Origin of the sequence: Pseudomonas sp. NBRC 111143, from assembly GCF_001320965.1 — a bacterium.
Classification (GTDB): domain Bacteria; phylum Pseudomonadota; class Gammaproteobacteria; order Pseudomonadales; family Pseudomonadaceae; genus Aquipseudomonas; species Aquipseudomonas machongensis.
Window position 1 is genome coordinate 14,415 of sequence record NZ_BCBT01000025.1, and the last position, 23,904, is coordinate 38,318.

General features: G+C 55.0%; 14 protein-coding genes. 5 read left to right on the plus strand and 9 right to left on the minus strand.

Annotation, left to right across the window (positions count from 1 at the left end; all coding sequences use genetic code 11):
• Window positions 1–180 precede the first annotated feature (180 nt).
• Both APH44_RS15145 and APH44_RS29760 read right to left on the minus strand, forming a co-directional pair.
• Entirely contained in the window at window positions 181–795 is a 615-nt protein-coding gene (locus APH44_RS15145; protein WP_054893472.1) for a trans-aconitate 2-methyltransferase, read from the minus strand.
• 1,260 nt (window positions 796–2,055) lie between these two features.
• Window positions 2,056–2,205, minus strand: coding sequence for a hypothetical protein (locus APH44_RS29760; protein ID WP_156343756.1), 150 nt, complete (start codon window positions 2,203–2,205; stop codon window positions 2,056–2,058).
• A gap of 157 nt (window positions 2,206–2,362) precedes the next feature.
• Between APH44_RS29760 and APH44_RS15150 the strand changes: the two genes are divergently transcribed.
• The gene (locus APH44_RS15150) at window positions 2,363–3,694 is read left to right on the plus strand and encodes a hypothetical protein (RefSeq protein ID WP_054893425.1); all 1,332 of its coding nucleotides are present in this window, start codon (window positions 2,363–2,365) and stop codon (window positions 3,692–3,694) included.
• 276 nt (window positions 3,695–3,970) lie between these two features.
• Window positions 3,971–4,540 (plus strand): hypothetical protein, encoded by a 570-nt coding sequence (locus tag APH44_RS15155; RefSeq protein WP_054893426.1) that lies wholly within the window; start codon window positions 3,971–3,973, stop codon window positions 4,538–4,540.
• A 580-nt stretch (window positions 4,541–5,120) separates the two neighbouring features.
• On the opposite strand, the gene APH44_RS15160 is transcribed toward APH44_RS15155, so the two are convergent.
• The 6 genes from APH44_RS15160 to APH44_RS15185 all read right to left on the minus strand — a co-directional run bounded on the left by APH44_RS15160 (window position 5,121) and on the right by APH44_RS15185 (window position 17,323).
• Window positions 5,121–7,322, minus strand: coding sequence for a hypothetical protein (locus APH44_RS15160; RefSeq protein ID WP_054893427.1), 2,202 nt, complete (start codon window positions 7,320–7,322; stop codon window positions 5,121–5,123).
• The gene (locus APH44_RS15165; RefSeq protein ID WP_054893428.1) at window positions 7,322–8,485 is read right to left on the minus strand and encodes a hypothetical protein; all 1,164 of its coding nucleotides are present in this window, start codon (window positions 8,483–8,485) and stop codon (window positions 7,322–7,324) included. Before APH44_RS15165 ends, APH44_RS15160 begins: the two co-directional genes overlap by 1 nt.
• Window positions 8,482–8,919 (minus strand): MazG nucleotide pyrophosphohydrolase domain-containing protein, encoded by a 438-nt coding sequence (locus tag APH44_RS15170; RefSeq protein ID WP_054893429.1) that lies wholly within the window; start codon window positions 8,917–8,919, stop codon window positions 8,482–8,484. Before APH44_RS15170 ends, APH44_RS15165 begins: the two co-directional genes overlap by 4 nt.
• 462 nt (window positions 8,920–9,381) lie before the next feature.
• Window positions 9,382–13,323 (minus strand): hypothetical protein, encoded by a 3,942-nt coding sequence (locus APH44_RS15175; RefSeq protein ID WP_054893430.1) that lies wholly within the window; start codon window positions 13,321–13,323, stop codon window positions 9,382–9,384.
• Between the two features lie 273 nt (window positions 13,324–13,596).
• The gene (locus tag APH44_RS15180; RefSeq protein ID WP_218187340.1) at window positions 13,597–16,449 is read right to left on the minus strand and encodes a UvrD-helicase domain-containing protein; all 2,853 of its coding nucleotides are present in this window, start codon (window positions 16,447–16,449) and stop codon (window positions 13,597–13,599) included.
• Window positions 16,450–16,939: 490 nt separating this feature from the next.
• A complete protein-coding gene (locus APH44_RS15185; protein WP_054893431.1) occupies window positions 16,940–17,323 on the minus strand; it encodes a helix-turn-helix domain-containing protein in 384 nt (127 codons plus the stop codon).
• A gap of 112 nt (window positions 17,324–17,435) precedes the next feature.
• On the opposite strand from APH44_RS15185, the gene namA reads away from it, so the two are divergent.
• Window positions 17,436–18,476, plus strand: coding sequence for an NADPH dehydrogenase NamA (gene namA, locus APH44_RS15190; protein WP_054893432.1), 1,041 nt, complete (start codon window positions 17,436–17,438; stop codon window positions 18,474–18,476).
• Between the two features lie 303 nt (window positions 18,477–18,779).
• On the opposite strand, the gene APH44_RS15195 is transcribed toward namA, so the two are convergent.
• Entirely contained in the window at window positions 18,780–18,998 is a 219-nt protein-coding gene (locus APH44_RS15195) for an MbcA/ParS/Xre antitoxin family protein (protein WP_054893433.1), read from the minus strand.
• Window positions 18,999–19,353: 355 nt separating this feature from the next.
• On the opposite strand from APH44_RS15195, the gene APH44_RS15200 reads away from it, so the two are divergent.
• Together APH44_RS15200 and APH44_RS15205 are read left to right on the plus strand one after the other, a co-directional pair.
• Entirely contained in the window at window positions 19,354–21,663 is a 2,310-nt protein-coding gene (locus APH44_RS15200) for an AAA family ATPase (protein WP_054893434.1), read from the plus strand.
• Window positions 21,660–23,531, plus strand: a complete 1,872-nt coding sequence (locus APH44_RS15205) for a UvrD-helicase domain-containing protein (protein WP_054893435.1) — start codon at window positions 21,660–21,662, stop codon at window positions 23,529–23,531. The genes APH44_RS15200 and APH44_RS15205 overlap by 4 nt, the downstream gene beginning before the upstream one ends.
• The last annotated feature ends 373 nt before the right edge of the window (window positions 23,532–23,904 follow it).

The window sequence follows — 23,904 nt, forward strand, 5'->3', positions numbered from 1 at the left end:
CGAGCAGGCCGTCTTCGTGAATGCGGTGAGTGCGGCGCTGGCCGGAAAGCCTCGAAGCCGGCCGGTAGCGCGTGAGCTTGTCGGCTTGCGTGCTGTCGGCGAGGTATCTGGGGGTAGACATAATGCGTAGTAAGCATAACTCAACTAAATAACTATTTAGCGTAGCTATAATTTAGCCTATTAATCAGGCAGGCGACGCCCAAGCCAAACCGTCTGGCCACCGCATTCCGCGTCCTCTGCGATGTGCTCCAGCAACTCAAAGTCGTGGTTGGCAAGCAGTGCAGTGTATTCCTGAGGGTCGAGGCTCGCATGATACAGCGTTTCACCCTCGAAAACGCCCAAGGCTTCGCCATGAGAAGGCCCACTGGTGAACATCAGCAGCGCTCCAAGTGCGGCATGACGCTGAAATACCGGGAACATCTTGCGCTGATCGTCGGGCTTGAGATGAAAAAAGCTGTTCCAGGCCAGGATGGCCGCGAACTGGCGATCGAGCGCCAATGTGCGCATGTCTGCGTGAATCCATTCCTGCGTTGGAAATTGCGCGCTGCACAGTGCGAGCATCTGCTCAGACGAATCCACACCGATGACAGACGCGCCGGCGTCGATCAGATAGCGTGCCACGGGTTGGCCGGACCCGCAGCCCAGATCCAGAACGGTTGCAGACGGCGGTAGCAATAAACGGAAGCGTTCGATCCATTTGCGGTCGATGAAATGGTTGACGCGCAGATCGTTCCACGTAGCGGCGTGGCGGTCGTAGAGACTGATGATCTGTTCTGCAGATGGATGGTGAGACATGAACTGGAGCATCCTTGATCGGCTTTGAAGGGTGAAGGTTCATGAGGAGCTTGCTGAGCGTCGAATGTACCCTGGGTGTGGCCCGTATGGGAAATACAGAGATGCGCATAATGTATATTATGTTAAATCTGGTATCTGGATGTAACACTTGCCATACGCCTTTCCTCTTACATGAGCTTCTTAGCCCCGACCGCCGGTGCGCCAATCGCGTTTTGAGTGGAACGTCCCCCTCCAGCACCCGCAAGCCCTTGTATTCCGGGCGTTTCAGCACACCCAACGCCCTGATCCAGCAGGATCTTTCAACGAAATGCGTGGAAAAATTCCTCCGCCACTAAATCCTAACCTACTGATCTATATGGCTTTTCCGTAAATCGCTCTAAATGGAATAGCTCCCTTGCCCAAGGAGAAATCAGTGGAATCGGTTTTGACGATGCGAAACCCCACCAACCCTGGAGCCCATGTAGGACAAGGGCTCCAGCTCCATTTGAACGTTTGAGTGGACATTCCCACCCACCAATCCCTGAGACGTAATGAGTGGACATTCCCTCAATGAACTGACCCACCCAGCATCCTGTGTCCAGCACCTGGAGGTCTCGGGATCAAGCAAACTACGCGCCCTGTAATCTATCCATCTCCAGCTGCCAGATCCCCTCAAGCCCTCGTGGCTCCTGGCCCGCACATTATCCACCTAATTGCGCACAAGCATGCGCTTCGGCGTTCCAGCTGCTCCAAATCACGCTCGATGGAACGCAAGTCGACGCGAGAATGCCGTATGGCCATATCTGCGGATCCTGAGATTTTGCGGCCATCCGTTAAAACAACGAATGGAAAATCCATACGCCCATTTCACCAATAAAGCCCTGAAGCCCCCGAAAACCGGGCACTTCCCAAAATTTGAAGAAATGAGTGGACATTCCAAATGGTTTTCCATTTAAATCTTTGAATGGAAAAACCATCCGTGATTTTCCACTCATTCTTTCGAACGGTTTTTTCGAGTGAAGCCTTTAGTCGTTCACATGATTTATCCAACAATTGACACTCAGCGGCTGCCTCGAACAGGCATTACCAACCACCAACCACCAACCACCAACCACCAACCACCAACCACCAACCACCAACCACCAACCAGCACCAAGACCGCACAGAAAGCCCGGCCCGAACCTGACAACAGCCAATATTTACTTAAATGCCTATGTAAACCAAAGCCCCCAAATACGTAGGGGCAGTGATCGCGGCATGACAATTAACGTTTAAATCAACTCAAGAACCAAAAATAAAAACTACAACACGAGAAACCAAAACCACAGCTAAAGAATATTGAGTGGAAAAACCGCGAAGCCAAATAGCCATGGTTAAATCATTTGTCAAGCGATAACTGGAAATCTCGCCGTTGAGCAGGGGAAGTTGCAACAGACACCGTCAAGGGCTAACATCGAGCAATGTCAATCAGTTTAGGTTAGGGGAGATGAAAATGCGGAATCAGATGCAATCACCCTGCCCTAACTTCCAATTACTTCCATTACTGGAAGTTTCTTACTACAGCAAAACCACACGGTAACGCACCACAATGTCTACGCAGCCAATGCCTCTATTCGAGTCCTATGAAATCTTCATTGATTTGGACTTTAGCTTGCGTACACCTGGTATGGCTTGCGTCCGTGATTACATCGAGAAATTTCCAGCTTCAGTAGACGCCATCAAGGGTTACCTCACAGCCCGTGATTTTCTGAGAGCCTTCTCAGATAACAGCCTGACATTCAATTCCTATAGAACTCATGTTGAGCGGCTGCTGCTATGGGCGCTCATCATCAAGCAGAAGCCTTTCGATCAGCTCAAACGCCAGGATGCAGAAGATTACCTAGAATTCTGCCGTAATCCTCCAGCAGACTGGATTGGCCCGGTCGTACGCGGCCGTTTCGTGACCAGCGATCAGACTGAATCCGCTTGGGGTGATCCTGTCATGCCAAACGAGAAATGGAGGCCATTCAGCTTGAAGCAAGCTAAGGACTCATTGAATGAGCTGAAGTCAGGGCCAGACGCTACCTCCAAGGATGCAGAGCCTGGCGTGGCGTCGAGCGTCAGTCGTTACAAGCCTTCTCCGAGCACCCTCAACCAGATCTATACGATCTGCAGCCGGTTCTTTGAGTACATGATCGAAGACGGGACGGCTGCGGCGAACCCTTTCCGGATGATCAAGAAGCGCACCCTCAACCGTGGAGCGCCCCAAGAGGAAGGCTCGAATCGCGCCCTGACACCCTTGCAGTGGGACTACGTGCTGGAGACCGCTGAACGGATGGCCCAGGATGAGCCCGAGCGGCACGAGCGCACTCTATTCATCGTGGCCACACTGTTTGCCATGTATCTCCGGGTCTCCGACATCGTTGGCCGGCCGAACTGGCACCCGGTCATGGGTGATTTTCGTCAGGATGCCGAGGGCAACTGGTGGTACCACGTGATCGGGAAAGGCAACAAGGCCGGCAAGGTCGCAGTCAGGGATGAGTATGTCTCCAAGTACCTGAAGCGCTACCGCCGGTTTGTTGGCCTTTCGCCGTTGCCGGAATGGAACGAGCAGACGCCTCTGCTGATGACACTTCGAGGCCGCTCAGGACTCTCGGGGCGACAAGTACGCGCCCTCCTCCAATCAGTCTTCGATAACGCTGTCGCGCGAATGCGCGATGAAGAGCGCGAAGAACACGAGATGAATAGCCTGCGTGCAGCGTCTGCGCACTGGCTGCGGCATACATCTGCAACGTTTGATGCGCCGCTGCGTAGCCCAAAAGATCTACAGATGGACTTGCGCCATAGCAGTCTCAGCACCACTCAGAACGTCTATTACCACTCGCACGACCAAGAACGTAGTCTCTCTGTGCGTGGCGTGGGCATGCGCGACAGGGGTTAACAGCCCCATCGCTTCCATAGCAGTTATCTTTACCAGGCGGCATTGGAATCTCAATCAGCCGAATACAGTCAGTCGCGACTGTGCCAACTACCCTTCAGCAGTTGAATACATCAGTGCCAGGTTGCTCAGGGATAAGCTGCGCTACTTGGTCTGGCATCGGTGGATAGACCAGTAATTCAGAATTTTTGAGTGAGTCTTAATCGTCAGATTGCACGTACGGATGCTCCATACGTAATATGTCAGTATGCGTGTAATAACAATAATGGAGGCATTTGAATGCCCAGCACTAAGTCCACTTCATGCACTCGCGCTCGAACCAAAAAATGGTTTGGTACCCGCCCACTATCTGTCGCCCAGAAAAAACTTGTAAGGCTTAGCCAATTCCAGGCGATTGGTTGGTTTTTCAAAGCCGTCGACATTATGGCGGAAGGATCCTTGCTGGATCAATTGAATGGAATGTTTTGTTTCGACCGCGAAGTTGATCAACTGAGCATCGGAGCTGACGCCCCAATACATCTATTATGCTCTGCTAACTGGGACGAGAGATTCTTCGTGGCTTGGTGCTTGATCGGTACGCCCGAGCGAGTGCTTGCCAAGCAACTGATTGCTGACGGAGCACACAACTTCTGGCCCGACAGGCGTTTCTGCGAAGCCGGTTGGGAAGACCGTGTTCAAGCGTGGCTGGCCAATCTCCCCACGGGCGAACCTGATCACGTACAGTTTGAAATCGTGAGATTCGTAGGCCAACCGCCTCGAAATGCCCTCCAGTTCGCACAACAGAATCAAGGTGCAACGGGCGGCTCTGCTCAATTGTTGAGTCTTCAGGATCAGGAACAGTCCCGGTGATAAGCCCACCTGGCCATCCTGGAGCCACCGCCAGTCATGCGCTGCTTCGCGGTTCCATCTGTGCAGTGCATTGCTTGGCCCAGCCGTGAATCACAAACTGTACATATATACAGTTAAGGCAAAGCATGGCACCCATTAGGCCCCAAGTGCACCGTCGCCCCTTGTGCTGGGTTCTTAATGAGCCTCAAAAGCCCGTGGTACGGGGCCTATAGCCATTCTCCACTGGCGACCACCTGGCATGGTCGACATCGTTAATCAGGACATGCGGATGCCAGATTATTGGGACTACAAATAAAACTGTATGCATATACAGCGCTCGACCAGCCACGTCCGCACCCTGCCCTCACCCTCGCCCTTTTCCGCACAAGCGTCAGCGGTTTGTGCAGCCAGGGAAAAATCTAAGCTATAGCTTAGATTCTCAATCCGGCCGCCCAAAAAACCGCAAAAACTAAGGTAAACCTTAGTTTTCAAAGGAGTCTTTCAGCCGCTGCCGCCTCATAGAGATAGCTGTATCGACCAACTTTTTGCACTGTAAACCACAGTGGTTAACAGTATAGAAAATTGGTTTACAGCCTCTTCTCTAACCTTCGGAGGCAGGGAAAAGCGCCCGTTGGGTGAGCAAGAGCAACCCCAGCAGGCTGGAGGCCTTGTCCTTACGGTTTTCGATAGCCTCCTCGAGCAGTGCCCGGGCGTCTTCCTGCGTGAGCTTCAGCGTACCGGTAGCCAGTGCGGCGGCAAACTCCAAGGCGGCATCGCCGTAAGTCCGCTCCCAGCGGGCAAATACCTTGGCGATGAACTCCTTCATCAGCTTGCTCAGCTCCGGGCTTGCTGAGTAATCAAGCTCCGAAGGGAGGCACGCCCGGAGGAAGGACGCCTGTAGGACGTTGTCGTTAAACCGGAGGAAGCACTCCGGCGATAAGACCACGGACTCATACCCCGTCGGCTGCAGACGCAGCTCATGATCTTCGTGTTCCCGAGCGAACTGCAGGACGGCAGCAATCGTAAAGAACACCGTGCTTTGCGGTACGTTCGGACAGTCTTGGCCCACGTTGCTTGAGGCGTCGAAGAACAGAAAGCCATCAGATAAGGCGAGCGCGCTGCCGTCATGTTTTGGCAGGAAGCTGTGCTTGTGCGCCATAACCAGCTCAGCGGTTTCATCAAGAGCCTGATGACGAACCTTGTCCGCGACTGCAGGCGTGAAGCCGACGTCATCGACCTGCCCGGCAGAGGTAATCTTGGTCAACCGACTCCAGGCGTTCTCTTTCCCGTCATCTCCGATGGGCAGGCACAGCCAGTTAGAGAATCCATACTCCCGGGGCGTGGGGTTCTTCATCAGGAATGTTTTGAGAAGTGTCCAGGCTCTCGCGCTCTGTGGAATCCCGATCGGTGCAAGGAACCTGCGCGGCACGGTTGCTTCCATGTAGGCCCGCAGATCACGACTGATCTCTCTCAGGATGCCGCCATCGCGCGCAACCACTGTCGCGACCAGCACCCCGGAGACGGTTTTGAAATCCACTTGATCAAGCTCGCTGTAAGGCACGCATCGGATTGACTTGGTCGCGCCCCATTTCTCACTGAGCATCTCATGGGCCACCTCGCCAAGCTTCTTCGACCCGTCATCGTCGGCGTAGACGATCAGGTTTGTCGCCATGGATACTGACCAGTCGATTTCAGCGGCCAGCCATTTTCTGAAGGCAGCGTCCGCCAGCAACAGATCAGGATTGAGTGTCAACAGCTTGCGAGGCTTGCTCGACTTGTTGAATCCATCAATGCCTCCCATACCGAAGTACTTGTGGAATTTGGCCAGTCGCTTCGGGTCATGCTTCAAGGATATCGTGATCGATTTGGGTGGCTTTGATTTCGCCGAGAAGTTCTCTCCTATGATCTCAATCAGAGTGTAGCCTTCCTCCGCCTTGACTGGCAGTGGGAAGGCAACGTCGTCCAGGGCGACCAGCACACCCCCGTATCGGCCATCCGCCGTGCGATCGATTAGTGTGGCTACGCACTCCTCTGCGAAGCCCTGCTCCCCCATCTGCTTGGCCATGCCGCCAGATGTGGAGGCTGATACCACACAGAAATACTCACCTGCCGGCGGGTAGATGGTCTTGAGCCGCTCGTAAGAGTGAAAACTCATGACTTCGGCCTTGCTATCCAAGCGAGCGAGCGCATTTTTCACGAATGGATAGATGCCCATGGTGTCGATGTAGACCTTGCCAGCCTGGCGCAGCCTGGCACCGTACTCAAGTGCAATTGCATAACCGACCACACACACCTCGGCCTCATCGCTCGCCAGTTCCCTGGTCTGGATGAACACGTTGTTTAGTGTGCCGGAGGGGTGCTTGAAGGAATGCGCGGATGGCGCTGCATGGATGACGTTGTTCTTCTCGATCAGCGTTCTCAAACCCTCCCTCAAGAGAGCGCTAGGATCATGACGGTAGACAAGCTCTTTGCCGCCCAGCACATGAGCGTTGAAGCTCGCGCCATTCCACTCCAGGAACACGTATTCATGGACACATACGCGCGAATTTTTCTCGCCACGCTTCAGGAGGTTGGCCAGGCGGTCTTGGTCGTCAGCCCAACCACTCCTGAACACGGATAGCTGATCAGATGTCCCCAGGATGTAGACGCAGTCAGGTAGATGCCGTTGGGCCTTGAGAGCTACCTCTATATCAGTGAAGACATGCTGAACCGAGAGCTCGGAATCGTTGTAGCAGACGACTAACGCTTCATGACTGCCACTGGGGTCGCTGACAACGGACATCCATTGATAGAAACGTTCCATTACATGCCCCTCAATGGAATCATGATGGTGACAACAGCCCCTGCAGCGGGCGCCAAATCGGTGGTGTCCCAATCCCTGAAATCGTCAGGATGACGGTGCTGGTCGTTCTCTTCGAATTGGTTGTAGATGCACAGCCGACCGGAGCGGATACGAATCAACCCGCCCACCTTGCGAAGCTCGTTCAGGATGGCCGGCAGGCCGATGCCCGCAGCATCCAGAGTTTTGCTGGACTGGCGTGGCTGCAGGCATTTGAGCAGGTAGTTTCGCTCTTCCTGGAGCGACATCTCTTGCACCGACCTGCCGCTGAGCCTGGAGGCAAATCCGGGGCCTGAGTCGAAGAAGCTGATGTGCAATGCGCGCAGGCTGGTCTTGTTGTTGTCGGTGGTCGACGACTCTCGTTGCCAGTAGCGGCGCAAATCCTCACTACCGTCAAAGTCCTCAGCGAAAATCTCGTCCTCAAGTCGCTTCCAGCCGACCATGACGCCCTCAACATGGGCGAAATACGCATGACCCAAATGGTCTGAAGTCGCATGTTCCTGAGTGTTGGATACCAGCTCAGAACAGAGCAGCCCCAAGCTTTCGAGGAGAGAATCCGGAACACTGGTACGCCCGCTCTGCTTGTTGACGAAGTCAACGAGTCTACGCATCTCAGTGGTCATTTCGGACGCAGGCTTCACCTTGCCTTCTGCGCTAAAAAGCGGTCGCAGGTGCTGAACCTTCGATCCTGCAACACAGATCAGATCGACGACTCGGCCGTTGACGACGTCCTCGTATCTGCCGGCGTCCATGGCCTGCATTCGTTCGACCGACTCTTGAAAGACCTCTCGCCGATTGAATGTCTGCTCGCCCAGCCGGATACCCTTGGAAAGGCGCAAGGCTGCAATACCTGGCGAACAGTTAGCGAGGTTGTGCAGCAACGCTTGAGCATCGGCTTGCGGGTTGAAATCCAGGTAGTCGCTCTGCAACTGCTGCCGAGCCAGGGTAACAATCAATTGCAGGCGTGCGGCATCATGCATGGCGCCATGCCGAGCACTCAGCATATCTGCCTGAATGAGAAACCTCTCACCCTGGCTGTCGCAGATCCTGCGAATGGCCGCTTCGATGTCTTTGAGCGTACGCGTCTTGCCAAGGTTGATAGGTTTCAAGCCTGTTTCTCCAATCAAACGTCCGCTTTGTCCCCAGCGCCAAGAAGCAAGGTTTTGATCTTGGGCTCTGGCTTCCAGTAATTCGGGCCTTTGAGGAACTTCCCGTTCTCGTCGTAGATAGGTTTTCCGTCCGCTCCCAGTTTGCTTTCGTTGCTGTCCATGATGACGTCCAGGACGTCCTCCAGCGGCAACCCGTATTTCAGGGCCTCAGACCGGCAGTAAACAATCACGTCACCCAGCAGATCGGCAATGGCAACCTTGATATCGATTTCGGCTTCACCTTTCTCGATCTTCTCGACAATTTCATCGATCTCATGAACTTCAGCCATCAGTGTGGCTTTGAACTTCCTGAGCTTGTCCGCTGGATCGGCCAGAAGCGTGGGAGCGCTGTTGATCGGTAGCTTATACATCTGATTCATGGCGTGAATGCGGTCTTTGAAAGGCTTACTCATGAGTACTTCCTTCTCGATAAGTCAAAAATGGCAAGTCCGCCTTGCCTAATGCAAAACCAAAAATACGGAGCTGAGCGTCGCGATGATGGGTCACAGTGAGTTGGGCTAGCCCCTTGTTGAGCACAGACACCGAGCAGGTACTGAGGGTGCAAAGTAAGGCGAGACTGGGTTTCGTGGCGAAACACTTAGTGTGCGGTAACAAGCGCATCGTATCCCCTACTCCATTAGCTCAACGGCCGATCAAGAACCCAAACTGCCAGCAGCACTTTTCGCTTAGGGAGTCAGCCCTAATGATCAGGGTACACGGGATAGTCTCCAATCGCCTCTTCCCGAAGTGGCCAATCAGGCAATGATCGGCTACCAGTCACGGGAAGCCAGCACGGATGGTCACATTCACCACTGAGCAGGCCATCGAAGCGGTGGATGCTTGTTTCGCGTGAGCAGCTTCCTTCAATGATCAGGCTACAGCCATCCGTCCTCAGTCATTGACGAGGGCCTGGTGGTCGCGATGATGACGTCGTCCTCTGGGGTCACCGTTGCCAGGTAGCCCTCAGCTTTCATCGCACCGACCAACCTCAGATTTGACTGAGTGTTCCTTACCTTGATCTTCTTGACCTTCGCGCTCACTGTTTTGAAGTCCTCGTCATCAAGCAACGCCAGAGCTGGTGAAACGTCCGGCCACTTCATCCCTGGAAGACACTGTGTCAGCATTTCAGCGCGATGCTCCGGGGTGAGGCTTGCGTTGCGAACCAGATGTCGCAGCACAGGCATCAGCGAGTCAGCAAACCTTTCGCCAGCTTGGTTGGCAAGCGTAGATACACGGCCTAGCTCAGGAACCGCTTCGGGTCTGCTTTCAATGGTCTCTAGGCTAAGCCCTGACCACATCTGAATTTTCTGTGTGAGTGGCAACGCTTTGCTTCTGCTCAGCGTGAGCATCGAGTCGAGCTGGAGTGAGCCGATATCGATCTCTGCCTTTGCTAGATCCCACCGTTCAGCCAGGTACTGGCCTTCGAGATGTGGGCAAGTACTCAACACGATGCTCCTGACTTCCGAGCTGTATGGAAGGAATGTTGAGGCCACGAGCATGATCCAGCGCCCTTCAGGTAACGCTGCTTTGATTATTGATAGGTCTTGGAGCACGACGCCATCGAGCAGTACCTTGAGCACGTTATTACTGAGGCTGATGGAGCTCAGAAGATACTGTTGCAGCGCCCAGTCGGCGCTTGTTGACTGCCACAGCTTGCCTTTGAGAGACGATGCGTTCCGAACGATGAAACCGGTGAACACCGATGTGGATTCCGACCCACTTTCTTCGCCCGAAACGTGGCCGTCCGGTGCAATGATCTCGTCGAAATAAGTCCATACGGCCTCTGCTTCTGCCGCCACGCGATCACTCTCAAGTGCTTTTGCCCAAAGGTGCTTCGGGGCGTCAGTGAGTGCTTGTAGGTCACATGTCGTGTGATCGAACAGTTTATCTGTCAGGTCGTGATCTGTGTCTACTTCTGCCAGCAGACTCGCCAATGTCTCGCTTGACTCGTCCAAGGCAGCAGACTGATCCAGCAATGCGGTGACGAGCTCATCGGCGTGAGATAGCAGATAATCAGCGAGTCCATTGATGCCCAAAGCCTGCAGCCTACGCAAGGACACGATGCCCAAATCTGCTGGTTCGGATTTGGCGTCTTTAGAATCCTGCCCGGCTTCCGACTTCGCGCATATCAGCGACAGCATTGGCAGGTTGATCTTGATACAACCCCAGTCGATCAGCCTTTCGAGTTCTGCGAGACTCATCGCATGGCCCAGTGAGGCAAACTGGACTGGATAAGCCCTCAACCACGCCCAGGCTCCCACATTGCTCTCTAATCCTGGCATCAGTCGTGAAACGTCTTCCAGACCGTCGATTGTGGGCACCAGATCCGTCGAGGCATCATCGGCCAGGGTCTTGAAGTCGGATTCCGACAGGTTGTCGACGATTGCTTTGACGAGGGACTGACGGGCCTCGCTTCCTTCAAACACACTGCCCGCGCCCTCAGTGTCCTTAGCGTCGAAAAGCCTACGGAAAAGTTTGGGTTCAAGTCGGTACACGGCGTGAACAAATCCATCCGCTTCTGTTCGGCTCAAAAGCTCGCGCACTGCGATGGCCATTCGTTCGGTGTGTTCGTTAAGGCCGCTCCTCAGTACATGGCTTAGCTGGACGTCTGCTGAGGTAGTTGCGAGCAAGGTCGGGCGGGCGCTGAGACAAGCGATCAAATCGACGATGATCCCCCTTCCCTCGTCGAGCTCGTCGCTCTTAAGCTTCTCCAGCACGGTACTCGGGCTGTCGACAGGTGTGGCTACCTCGGGCAGCACGCCACGTCTCAGCGACAGGATCAGATCTTTGTCACCAGGGGTCAGCGATCCCTGATAGAAGTAGCCTAGGTAGTCGGTGTAGTCGGCATCGAGAAAGCCATGCTGCATTAGATAGCTCACGACGTCCAAGCCCGGAAGATTGTGTCTTACGACGTCTCCATAACCTTTCTTGACCGCGGTCTTGAACGACATCCTGATGACCTGATCCGATTGTCTCTGCACCTCTGCGATTTCGTCCGCGATGGTGCTAAGTCGCCGCCCAAGCAAAGCATGGCGCCGCTCATAGGATGTAGCGGTGAGCAGCTCAGCCTTCGAGACATTTCGAGATGAGTTTCTGGCGCGCCCGTAGTGATCCAAGGCAGCCATTGAGAGTGGCCCGGCTTGATTCATTAATACGTCGAACACCTCGTCGGTCACGAACTGCTTCTGCGTGTACTGGGTACCAGTGATTTGGACATGGGTTGCCGTGTCCATTTCGGCCAGTCGAAGAAGCGTGAACCAGACGTAGGCCCTCAGCTCAGTGACATTGTTGGCCAGTTCGGAGACTCGGTCATCTCGCTCACGTCGCAACTCATCAAGCCGCCTGGCGAAGGCGCTGTTCTGCTGGGTTTTCCAAGCATCGAGGCCCCTGATGATCGTATAGATCGCTCCCCGTCGTTTGACCAGGTCGGCATACGCGCCGGGATGCAGATTTCGAATGGCGACAATCGCAAACAGCTTGTCAGGCTCTAGGCGTAAGCCGCTGGCAAGGATATTTGAGAACATATCGAATTCATTGACGATATTTTTCACCAGCCGGAGGTCATCGATGTAGTAACAGACCGTCTCCACCAGTCGACGGTCGAGGTGTTCGCCCAAGGGTTTCGATTTGAAGGTTCGAAGGTTCAGAAGCTCCATCATCTTTTCTTGGGAGTTTTCCGAGTTGATGACGGGGATCACTGGGACGATGAGGTCAAAAAACTTGGTTTTCTCGCCAACGACGAACATTTCATCGCGCAGCGCGTAGACGAAATAGACAGGTCGTTTCACCTGAGGTGATTGCTTGATGATGAAATTGATTTCCCGCAATCGGGTGAACACGTCATGAATGCCGAATCGGTCGAGATCCTCAATGATCACCACGTCAATGCTGCTTCGCTCAAAGCAGTAAATGATCTCATCGATATTTTTGTGCAGAACGGAGCCATGGTGAGTGGTCTCCAATTTGCCGCCTTTGAGTGTCAAACCATCAATACTGAACAGCGAAAAGAGCCTCAGGCACGTGTGGAGCAGGTGTATGCAGCCTAATGCTGCGATCCCGACTGCGAGCGAGCTCGGGATCCACAGCAACCATTCCAGGAGCCAGGCCGGTTCAATCTTCGGCAGCTTCTCTGCCACAGGAACGTAAAGCCTCAGCGCCGCTAAGGCGAGGAGGCCATAGCAGAGTGTTTTCCACCAGATCTTCAGGCCTGAGGCCTGGTCGATCCTCTTAAGGCGGGTCTTGGGAAGCGTCTTTGCAGGGACGGAGTAAAGTAGCTGCTGGACGATCGTCTCCTCGATCCGAGCAACGAGATCGGATTCAGCCTTGTTTTCCTCGGATTTAGATTCCTGCCCTGCCTTGGCAGAGGACTCGGTTGAGCGCGGAGACTCCGAGGCCAGGTCGGTATCGGTAACAAGCTCATACGCCCCAGCGATCTCAGTGTCCTTGCCGAACGTTGCCAGTGAAACAAACGCGTAGACGAACTCAGGGTGGCGATGGACGAAGGTTCGAAGCACGCTGCTCTTCCCTGCTCCGTACTCACCAGTGATCGCGATGTTCCTGACCTGATCGTTCCTCAGACCGTTTAGTAACTCGCGTTCATAGCGCTGGATCTTCCCAGGTTCAATGAGTACAGGGGTTAGCGGCTCAAACAGGATTTCATGAGTGGGCGCGGCCAAGAACGCATGTGCGGCCTCATAAGCACTGACGGCCGCGCGTGGGTATCTCTTCAAGGCGGCTAGCTTGCAGCGAGTCTCATTGCTCCAGGCGTTATAGGCATCTAATGCCCGGCGAAAGATGGCGCGCAATCGAATGAACATCCGTGTCTCCAAGCAGGCTGGCGGCTACCAGGCATTCATCTGCCGAAGACTGAATGATCGATCTTGGGTCTGAGCGGGAAGGTGAACTTCCGGTGAGCCTAATACGAGGGTTGGAATGATAGCTCACGGCCATCTTTGCCCGCGAACGCTTTATTCACCCGGTAGTAGCTTCGCCCAGCTGTTGGCCTGTCGTTCAGCAACCTAGATCAGCCGTCGGACGTTTAGCGTTCGAGAGCCTCTCATCCCGCATACGCGCTATCCGTCCCCGGGAGCTCATTTCATAGGCTTACGACCGCTACTAGGCACTGACGCCTTGAACGGCGTTTTCTTCGGCGGCTTGTATTTACACCTGGGATAGGTTGAGCAGGATTGGAATTCTCCGTACGGCCCTCGTCGCCATATCAGCTCACCAACCTTACAGCCTGGACAGACAGGCCCCTTGGCCTTGGCGGGAGCTTGCGCAGCGGCTGACCCGGCAGCGGCGCTATCGGACTTGTGTTCAGCGGCCGCCGGCTGTGTTATGGCCCGGCCGTTGTCATCACAGGGAGCTACGACACCTTCGTCGATCAACTCCTGCAGGAAAGATGAGCGGCGCCCTGCGACTGTGAACATGGCAACGCTGCGCCTTGCCCTTGTGAGTGCGACGTAGAACAGCCGGCGCTCCTCACTGGATGGAAAGGTATCGCCCTGCGGCATAACCAGGGAGAACAGTGGATCGTCTACTTTTACGCTTGGAAACCCACGCATGACCATGCCCGGAAGAATCACATAGTCGGCCTCATCACCCTTTGAGGTATGCACGGTCTTGAACCTGAACGCCATACGATCGCCAAAACGTTGCTGCCAATCGTGACTCAGGAATTTGGCATCAAGCTTGTAGCGCCCCAGCACGAAGACGTTCACTTTGCCGCCCCGCCCCAAAGGCACTTTCCCCTCGCAGATCTGCTGGTAGAGCCGCTCGACATACTTATCAACCGCTTGGGCTACCTTGTTTCGGTGCCCGACCTGTATAGCCTGAAAGGCCGGCCCGATGGGCGCCGTCACAGAGTTCACATTCTTCTTGAATTGCGCTGGGTTCTTCGACACGAATCGGCTGGAGACGTCACAAATGGCCTGAGGGCATCTAAATGTCGTTTCTAGCCGAAGAACCTGGCCATGGCCGTACCAGGGTTTGAAACCTGTCATTACGGAAACGTCAGCACCCGCGAACCGATTGATCGATTGCCAGTCGTCCCCGACGGCGAACAGAAACCGATTGGGCTGACGAACGAGGGCTTTGCAGAGCCGCGCCCGGGCACGCGATGCGTCCTGATATTCGTCAGCCATAACCAGGTCGTATGGCGACCGGTGACCGGCCTCCAAATACCCTGCAGCCTTGTTAATCATGTCTTCGAAGTCGATGCCGTTCTCAGCTGCCAAGGCTTTGTCCCATTTCTTGAGCACCGGGATCAGCAGGTCTACGAACATGTTGAACCGGTACTTGAAGGCGCCGCTGTCAATCTCAGCCAAGCGAGCTTTCAAGTCCTGTTCCGTATAGCAGTTGCTTTTGAAATGGTTGATGAACGTACGGATCAGTCCAAGCAGGTCGGCATGTTTGATGGGTTCCAAACCATTAAATGGGATCGGCCGATCAGGGTTGGGATCAAGCTTGATGCCCCTGTCGGTGAGCTCTTTAGCCAGATGGGTGAACGCTTCCCCACTGCGGACTTGGTGAGAAAGCGTTTCGATCAGGTGCGTTCCCTTCTGCTTGTGGATCTGACGTTTCCAAGCCACCCCGTCCAGGTATTTCTTGAACTGCTCGGGGGGCTGGCCCTCTGCGTCCAGAGCAAAATGCTCGTGGTAGAGATTTAGACCTGGGTAGAAAAAATCCGGGAAGTACTGACGATGTTCCGCCGTCGCGGTCGGGTGCTCATACTCACGTTCGTACTGGTACTCGACCCCGTTGTAAAAAAGCCAGTTGGCAATGATGCACTCCTCCTGGCTGGCCACCTCCTCGCCTTTTAGGGTGACCAGTTTCCCCTCGCCGTCCGAATTTGTCGTATCGAAGAGCGTGTCATTGCGTGAAAGCGGTAGGTGTCGACCAAACACCAAGCGGAAAATATCCCAGCGCGTACGGAACGCTGGAGACTTATCTTTGAGGTCATCAACAATCTCGGCTAGCTTGGCCAACGCGAGACGCTCTTTGCGTGCCCAAGCGGGTACATGCGGCGTGCTTCCGGTGGCCGAACCGATAATCTTCAGCCCTAAAGAATGGAACGTCATGGCTGCGATCTCGACGCTAGGCCTGCCAAGGCGTTCAAGGGAAGCGTTGGCCCGTGCTTGAAGCTCTGCAGCCGCATCCTTGTTGTAAGCTAGCATGACGATAGATTGGGGGCTGACAATCCCCCGCTGCATGGCATAGATGGCCTTGGCCACCATCGTGGAGGTCTTGCCGGAGCCAGCCGATGCGACAACTTGCACGCGGTTGTCAAAGCACACAACTGCCTCCGCCTGCTCGTCAGTTAAAGGCTTGCTTTCTACCTTGTCGAAAAGCTCCCGGCATTCACGAAGCTCTCGCTCTGTGTGCAGCTTATTGCGCTGCTCCCATGCGCCCGCCCAATCAGACGTCCAGCGTTCAATATCAAGTTCTGCTTGGGCATACCCACTCTTTAGATGAGCCCTCACCTCCGGGGTTTCGAGCAGCTCTCTCAGGGCCGCCACGCTCAACTCTAGGGTTGGTTTGCTACCCAGTAATGCTTGCTGATTTTCATGGGTGAACCAGCGGTGCTTTTGATCAGCTGTTGCCAAAGCGTGGTCAACATCTGCGAGCCACTGGGAAAGCTTGGCATAGTAGGAATCGAAGCGCTGGCAGCGGAATCGTTTGAGGAGATCATCCACCGCCCGGTGCAGAGCCGGAGCTCGTAGGTTCGAGAGACCACCAAAGCGCACACCCGCGTTTGCAGGCCACACGAGTTCCGACCATAGCAAGCGGCGTTTGATTTCAAAGCTCGCGAGCGTTTCAGGGGCTATGTGGTATTGCCGCTCACCGACAGCCACAACAAGACGATCGCTCTCGACAAGCAGACGCCATTTGGCTGATCTAGTCAGCAAGCGCCCTAGCCTGGATGGCGTCCATTCCAAAAACATACACGATTCCTACACCCAAATAGGCGCAATTCTATCCCAATCTTCAGGGCTTTCGGACGGTGCGCATCGACAGGTTCAGATCTCGGGTCTAGCACCATCTCAGATGGTTCCGTGCTGGCGATCTCTGCGATCAAAGACTGATCTTCAGTTTTGTGATCATGCGGCTGTGGTTCTAAAATTAGGGTGTCTCGGAAACGTTTAATGACCTCCAGGCTTTCCGAGCTCATATGAGCGTGTCCAAATTGTCCTGGACAGCGTCTGTTGTCACGGGACAGGCCCACTCAGACCCCGCATTTAGGAGGCTGTAGATCTCACTCGCAGGCTTCGTTAGGTCGCTGTATGAAGCGCGGTATGCAAAGCTCGAACCCAGCTAATGCCACCAGACGATGTTTCCATCCTCGTCGGTGGCAGATCTCACTAACCCGCTGCGATCGCTCGCGGTCACGCCAACGTCAGCGGTATTCATCTGCCAGAACGCCTAAATTGAGTGCTAATTCTCAACGCTAGCGAGATCTGTTGCCGAGCGTCGGAATTCAAGGATCGTCTCTTCGTGGGTCGCCCCCCACTCGCGCATCGCGCTGATCAAGGGCACAAGCGTGCTCCCTAGTTCGGTCAGGGAATACTCTACCTTCGGCGGAACCTCACGATAGATTTCGCGGTGTATGACCCTGTCAGTCTCGAGCTCTCGGAGCTGGAGGGTCAGCATCCTCTGCGTCACTTCTGGCATTAGGCGCCTTAGCTCGTTAAAGCGCTTGGTGCCTGACATTAGGTGAAACAGGATCAGTGATTTCCACTTACCACCTATCACATCGACTGTAAAAGTGACTGGGCAGGCGAAGGCTTCGATTTCGCCATGAGGTACACCCAGCTTCATAAACGCCTCCTAAGTATAAAAAATGTGCCTACTGCACAAAAATGTGCGTACTTACGATATCTGAATGCAAACGTTAGCATGATTCCACCTCCTCCTATATGGAATCCGCTCAATGAGCTTGCTGCTGTCCCCTTACGAAATCAAAGGCCTCAAACTGAGAAACAGGGTCGTTATGTCACCCATGTGTATGCACATGGCTGGTGAAGATGGCTTCGTCACCGATTGGCATCGGGTGCACTATGGGGCGCGCGCTCAAGGCCAGGCTGGCCTGATCTTTCCTGAAACCCTGGCGGTTGCCCAAGATGCACGCATCGGTGAAGGCGACCTGGGCATCTGGAGCGACGATCATGTGCACGGTTTGAAGGGCCTGGTGGAATTGCTCCACAGCTTCGGCGCCAAGGCTGGTGCGCAGATCGGTCATGCTGGTCGAAATGCTGATCTGCCAAACGTGGTTCGCGTGGCGCCCTCGGCTATTCCGTTCACTGAGCAGAGTCCTGTACCCCGGGCTTTGGAAGTGGAAGAAATCGCCGCGCTGGTCAAGGAGTTCGGCAAGGGTGCTCGCCGTGCACTTGAGGCGGGTTTTGATGTACTGGAGATCCACGCTGCACACGGTTATCTGCTTAACGAATTCCTATCGCCGCTAGCCAACACCCGTACCGATGGCTACGGCGGCGATGCCGAACGCCGTTACCGGATCGTTCGGGAAATCATTGATGAAGTGAAGGTAGTGTGGGGTGATCGCCCGCTCTTCGTGCGCATCTCGAGCACCGACTATGCCGAAGGCGGTAACACGCCAGAGTCGTTCTTGGAGTACGGCCGCTGGATGAAAGAACAAGGCGTAGACCTGATCGACTGTAGCTCGGGCGGCATCAAAATGATCAAGGTGAACACCTATCCAAATTACCAGGTACCGGCGTCCGAGCTGCTGCGTAAGGAACTGGCTATTGCCACAAGTGCAGTAGGGCTGATTCAGAGCGGTCGCCAAGCAGAGGAGATTTTGCAGAACGGTCGCGCTGACTTGGTCTTCGTGGGGCGCCAGATGCTAAGGGATCCGTTCTGGGTTCGCTCCGCCGCCGATGATTTGAAGGAGCAAATCGAAATTCCGAAGCCTTACACCCGGTACGGTGCTGTCTGGCTTGATACAAACGCCTAGCCGCACTCCTTCTCTGCGTTCAGCAAACCTCCTCTCATAACCCTGGTATCGGGCACTAGCTACCCTGGTTTGATAGAGGCGCCCTCACTCCAAATGCTCAGATGTGAGGGTGAGTTTGCCGGACGCTAACGCTGTTGAGTACAAGAATGGAGCGAGGTTGAATGCCGGGTAGTCGGCCATCGCCTTGGGGCCAACCCATCGACGGTAGAACAGCCCGCTTTGAGCGTCGGAACGTAACGCTCGGAGGTGGTTGCCGCACCCCGATCGCCACATTGCGGGATGTAGGGCGCTGCCCAGCCTCACTCACACAACAAACCCATGCTCTAAGCGCCTGACAAACTCGATAACCGTGTCAGTTTCCTGCCGGGTCGTGATCATGCTGGCAGGAGCTTTGCCGCAAAACGCTTTGACCGGCCGTGACATCCAGTGCAGGGCTGCATCGGCATCGCCGCCATACAAGCGCTTTGCTGCCTCGAGCACTTCCAAATAGCGAACGTGTTGATCAGGAGGCAAAGTGCTCATGGGTAAACTCCGTCTGCGTTCGTTGTGATGCCAAGCCAGGCTAGCATTTTCTAGCCCGCGGCCAGCTTAGGCAAGCATAGGCCCTATGGCACCGCGGAAAAACGCCTATCAGGTGGCCTGCCGGCTACTAGGTAGACCCTGCAGGTAGGCGATCAGGCACTTCTCTAGCACGGCTGAGCAGAAACGGACTGCCCCCGGATGCGTTTCGAGAACCGAAACTTAGCGATTGTTGTTGGGCTCTCCGGGCGCATTGGCAAAACGCCACTGTGGCTATTGGAGTCCTGCAGACGCTGGGCTAGAGTCTCGGAATCCACCACCGCGGCAACCCGCCGTGAGTCGTCACAAGGAAGAGGCTATGCAGATCCAGTACTTGGAGATTGCGAATTTCCGCAAGCTCCTATCCGTTCGAATCGACCTGGCAAGCACCACCACCCTACTGGTCGGCGCCAACAACAGCGGTAAGTCCTCCGCGATGTTGGCCCTGCGCAAGTTCCTGCTGTCGAAAGCGACCGCGTTCAGACTGCAGGATTTGACCCTTTCCCACCTTGCAACGATTGATGCCACTGGTGCCGATTGGGAGGCTGCTGACGAAACCCTTGAGACCCCTAAGGCTAACGAGTGGGCGAATTGGTTGCCCACGCTGGATCTGTGGGTGGAAGCTTCGCAGGGGGAGCTGCACCACATTAGAGACCTAATCCCCAATTTTGCCTGGAAAGGCGGCCATGTAGGGATGCGCTTCAGGCTTGAGCCCAAAGACATGGCCAAGCTCTTTACCGATTATCGGAAAGAGCGAGCCCGCGTAAAAAAGCTGCAGCAAGAGATCGTGAAGCAGACCGCGGAAGGGAAAACGCCACCCACCCTGCCCCTCTGGCCACAAAGTCTTCACGACTACCTGAATCGGCGGCTAGGTACCATGTTCGTCGTTCGCTGGTATCGCCTCGACCCTACTCAGCTTCAGGCGCCAGATCCCAAAACGCGCCATGCCAAACTGCAACCGCTATCCTCGACCGCTATGGCGCTGGATGCCAATCCGCTCACTGACCTGATACGCGTTCATGAAATCAACGCCCAGCGTGGCTTCGGAGACAGTGCAGAAGAATCTGTCACTGAGGGCAGAGGGGGCTCGGGGAAAAGACTGACAGAGCAATTACGCGCCTACTACAACCGGCATCTGGATCCAGGTGACAGCCCAGACATATCAGATCTAGAAGCGTTGACAGCTATCCAGGCTGCCCAGACTGCGTTCGATTCTCGGCTCACCTCGAGCTTTGCGCCAGCTCTTTTAGAAGTCGCTGGCTTGGGCTATCCCAACCATTCTGATCCCGCCATTAAAGTGGAGACCCGGTTGTCTCCTACAGATGGTATGAACCACGAAGCAGCGGTGCTGTTCGAGCTAGATTCAGTCGCCGGTGCGCCCGGCGCACCTCCCATGCGGTTGCCCGAAACCTCTAACGGGCTGGGTTACCAGAACCTGATCTCCATGATTTTCCAATTGATGGCGTTCCGGGATGACTGGCTGAAAAAGTACAAGGATTCGGAGGAGCGAACCGACGCAGGGGTCGAGCCAATCCACCTCGTGCTCATTGAGGAGCCTGAGGCCCACCTGCATGTCCAGGTGCAGCAAGCTTTCATCAAGCATGCGTATCACGTCCTGAGTAATGACCCGCTGCTGAAGAAGTATCCGAAGCTCAGCACCCAGATGGTCGTCAGCTCTCACTCGAGCCACGTTGCTCATGAGACGGAGTACGCGAATCTACGATACTTCCGGCGGCTGCCGGCAGGAATGGCCGGTGTGCCGGTACCGGTATCGACCGTCTCCAATCTGAGCACGGTGTTTGGGGACAAGAACCGTCACAAGCAAACGAAAGAGTTCGTAACCCGCTACCTCAGGGCCCAACATGCTGATCTCTTCTTTGCCGACGCAGTCATCTTGGTCGAAGGTGCGGCGGAAAGAATGATGCTGCCGCATTTCCTGCGCAGCCACTTCCCTTTCCTTGATCGGTGCTACATCACCATTCTGGATATCGGGGGCAGCCATGCGCATCGCCTCAGGCCCCTGGTTGATGCGCTTGGTATTGTGACGCTGGTAATCACGGATCTCGACGCAGGGCACAAGAAATCAGCTGTACCCGTGAAGCGCAAAGCATCACAGGCGACCAATAACCCTACCCTGCGTAACTGGGTGACGGCGCAGCAGGTTGGACACGATGTCGACACGCTCCTGGATCTGGATGATGAGCACAAGGCTCAACAGATAGACGACCTGTTTGCGATCCGAATCGCATATCAGACGCCCATCAAGATCCAATTGCCCAGCACTGAGAATGAAGCCGAAGCGCTCCCCAATACCTTCGAGGACAGCCTGGTGTTGAGCAATGTGCAGCACTTTAAACAGAAAAAAGGCCAAGGTCTGACCAAACCCTTTGCGGCGGCGCTGCGTGAGTCGAAGACCGCAGATGATCTTGGCAGAGCATTGTTCGACGCGCTTAGGGAGGGTGACAAAGCGAAGTTCGCCCTCCAGGTTTTGGGTGACCCGGATTTTGCGAAGTTGACGGTTCCAGAATACATCCGAGAAGGGCTCGTCTGGTTAGAGGAAAAGCTCAAGAAGAAGAGCAAGGAGCTGCTGATTGTTCCAACGGCCAGTATCGAGGTGACAGAGCAATGAGCATCGTGACTGAGGTACCTGCTGACCCGAAGCGGAACGCGGACGATGTTATCCAGGAGTGCCTTAACCTTGAACATCCACGCAGCTTTTTCCTGTACGCAGGTGCCGGCTCTGGCAAGACTCATTCGCTTGTGATGGCCGTGAAATCGCTCAAGGATCGTGAACGCGAACGCCTGACCTTTGAGGGGCGCCAAATCGCGATCATTACCTACACCAATGCAGCCTGTGAGGAAATCGCTCGCCGCCTCGAGCACGACCCCTTGGTTGAGGTCTCTACAATTCATGCGTTTTCTTGGCGAATGATCAAGGGCTTCAACGACGACATACGTGATTGGTTGCGCATCAAGCTTGCCGAAGATATCGAGGAGCTTGATGACAAGCTCAGTCGCGCCCGGGGGGTTAACAAAACCTTTCTGGCGAACCAGGCCAGTCGGGACAGCAAAGCGCGCCGCTTGGCCAACCTGGACGACATAACTGCCTTCACATATAGCCCTACCGGTGACAACCGAAGCAGGCAGTCGTTGAACCATAGTGAGGTCATCCAGATGGCCGCGGCGTTCATTCCCAAGCCGCCGTTGCTTGACGTCATGGCGGATCGGCATCCGGTGCTGCTGATCGATGAAAGCCAAGATACGAATGGCCCTCTGATGGATGCATTTTTACAAGCTCAAGCCGCAGCTCCCAAACGTTTCTGTCTGGGATTGCTGGGCGATACGATGCAGCGGATCTACAACGATGGAAAGGTTGGGCTGGATGATGCGATCCCGCCGGATTGGGCCAAGCCTGAGAAGCGCATAAACCGCCGTTGCCCGACGCGAGTTGTTGAACTGATCAACGTGATCCGCGCCAGCGTAGATGATCATGAGCAGATACCTAAGCCAGGCGCGGCGCAAGGCACTGTGCGTATGTTCTGCACTCGACAGGTTGCAAGTCTGGACTTTAGCTTGGAAGACCAAATCGCAGAGCAGATGGCAAAAGTCACTGGAGATGCGCAGTGGGCAGCTGGCACGAAAGGCCGCAAGACGCTCATCTTGGAGCACAAAATGGCTGGGCGGCGCATGGGATTTGAGGGGGTATTCTCGCCGCTGTATGAGGTTGAGCACCTTGGTACCGGATTGCTGGACGGAACGTTGCCCATACTTAAGCTTTTCTTCGAACAAGTCGGCCCTATCCTTGAAGCTGCGCAAGCAGATGACTTCGCGTTGATGGAGGCGGTGCGTCTACGCTCTCCACTTCTTGATCCCAAGCACCTGCAGTCGGTATCTGATCAGCTCGACTTGTTGGAGTCGGTTGGTAAAGCCACAGCTACCCTGTGTGAGCTGCTCAGGGACAACGATCCGTCGATAGAGGAAGTATCCCAGATCCTTCTGCAGACTGGCCTACTCGAGCTGCCGGAACGTTTCGTGGAAGCCTTGGCTCAGGGCGCCACGACGGACGACGCGCCGGATACTACAGATCATGATGCGCTTGAGGTTCATGCGTATCGGGTTGTGCTAGGTCGCCCCTATTCGGAGATGGCAGCATTTGCGGGTTATGCAAATGGGCTGTCGCCGCTTGACACCCACCAGGGCGTCAAGGGGCTGGAGTTCCCGCGGGTAATGGTCGTGCTTAACGATGATGAAGCACGCGGATTTCTGTTCAGCTATGAAAAGCTGCTAGGCGTAGTGCCTGCGTCTGCAAACGACGTGAAAAACCAGCTCGCTGGTAAGGACGATTCTCTTTCTCGAACACGACGACTTCTGTATGTCACCTGCAGCCGCGCTGAGGAAAGCCTGGCAATCGTGGTCTACACCGCTGAGCCAGAGGTTGCCAAGGCGAGCGTCATCAAGGCCGGCTGGTTGAAGGCGGACGAGATCGTGGTGCTTTGAGACGGAATGTAGCGCTGTGAGACTGCTCCGTCAGGCACGACGCTGCATCAGGGGGAAGTAGCTAGTGACACCCTCGTTACGTTTGGTACCACAGTATTACGGCATACCGAATACCAAAGGTAACGGGCGACTATCCCCCTCTCCTCGTAAGCTGCAGGCCAGACGGTGCGTAGGTGTTGGCTTGATTTTTGCTCTGCTAAGGCATCCCTTCGTAGAGCATTTTTCAATGTTCAACCTCAACGCTGTTCAGATCAATGCAAGAGTCCGCAGCGCTAGCTGTGGCAATGCATTGCCGTCTGGAGCTATGAGGGCCTACCTTCGTCGAACCTTTTCGCCATCCCAGGTGGAGCTAAGACGAATGCCTGCCTGCGTG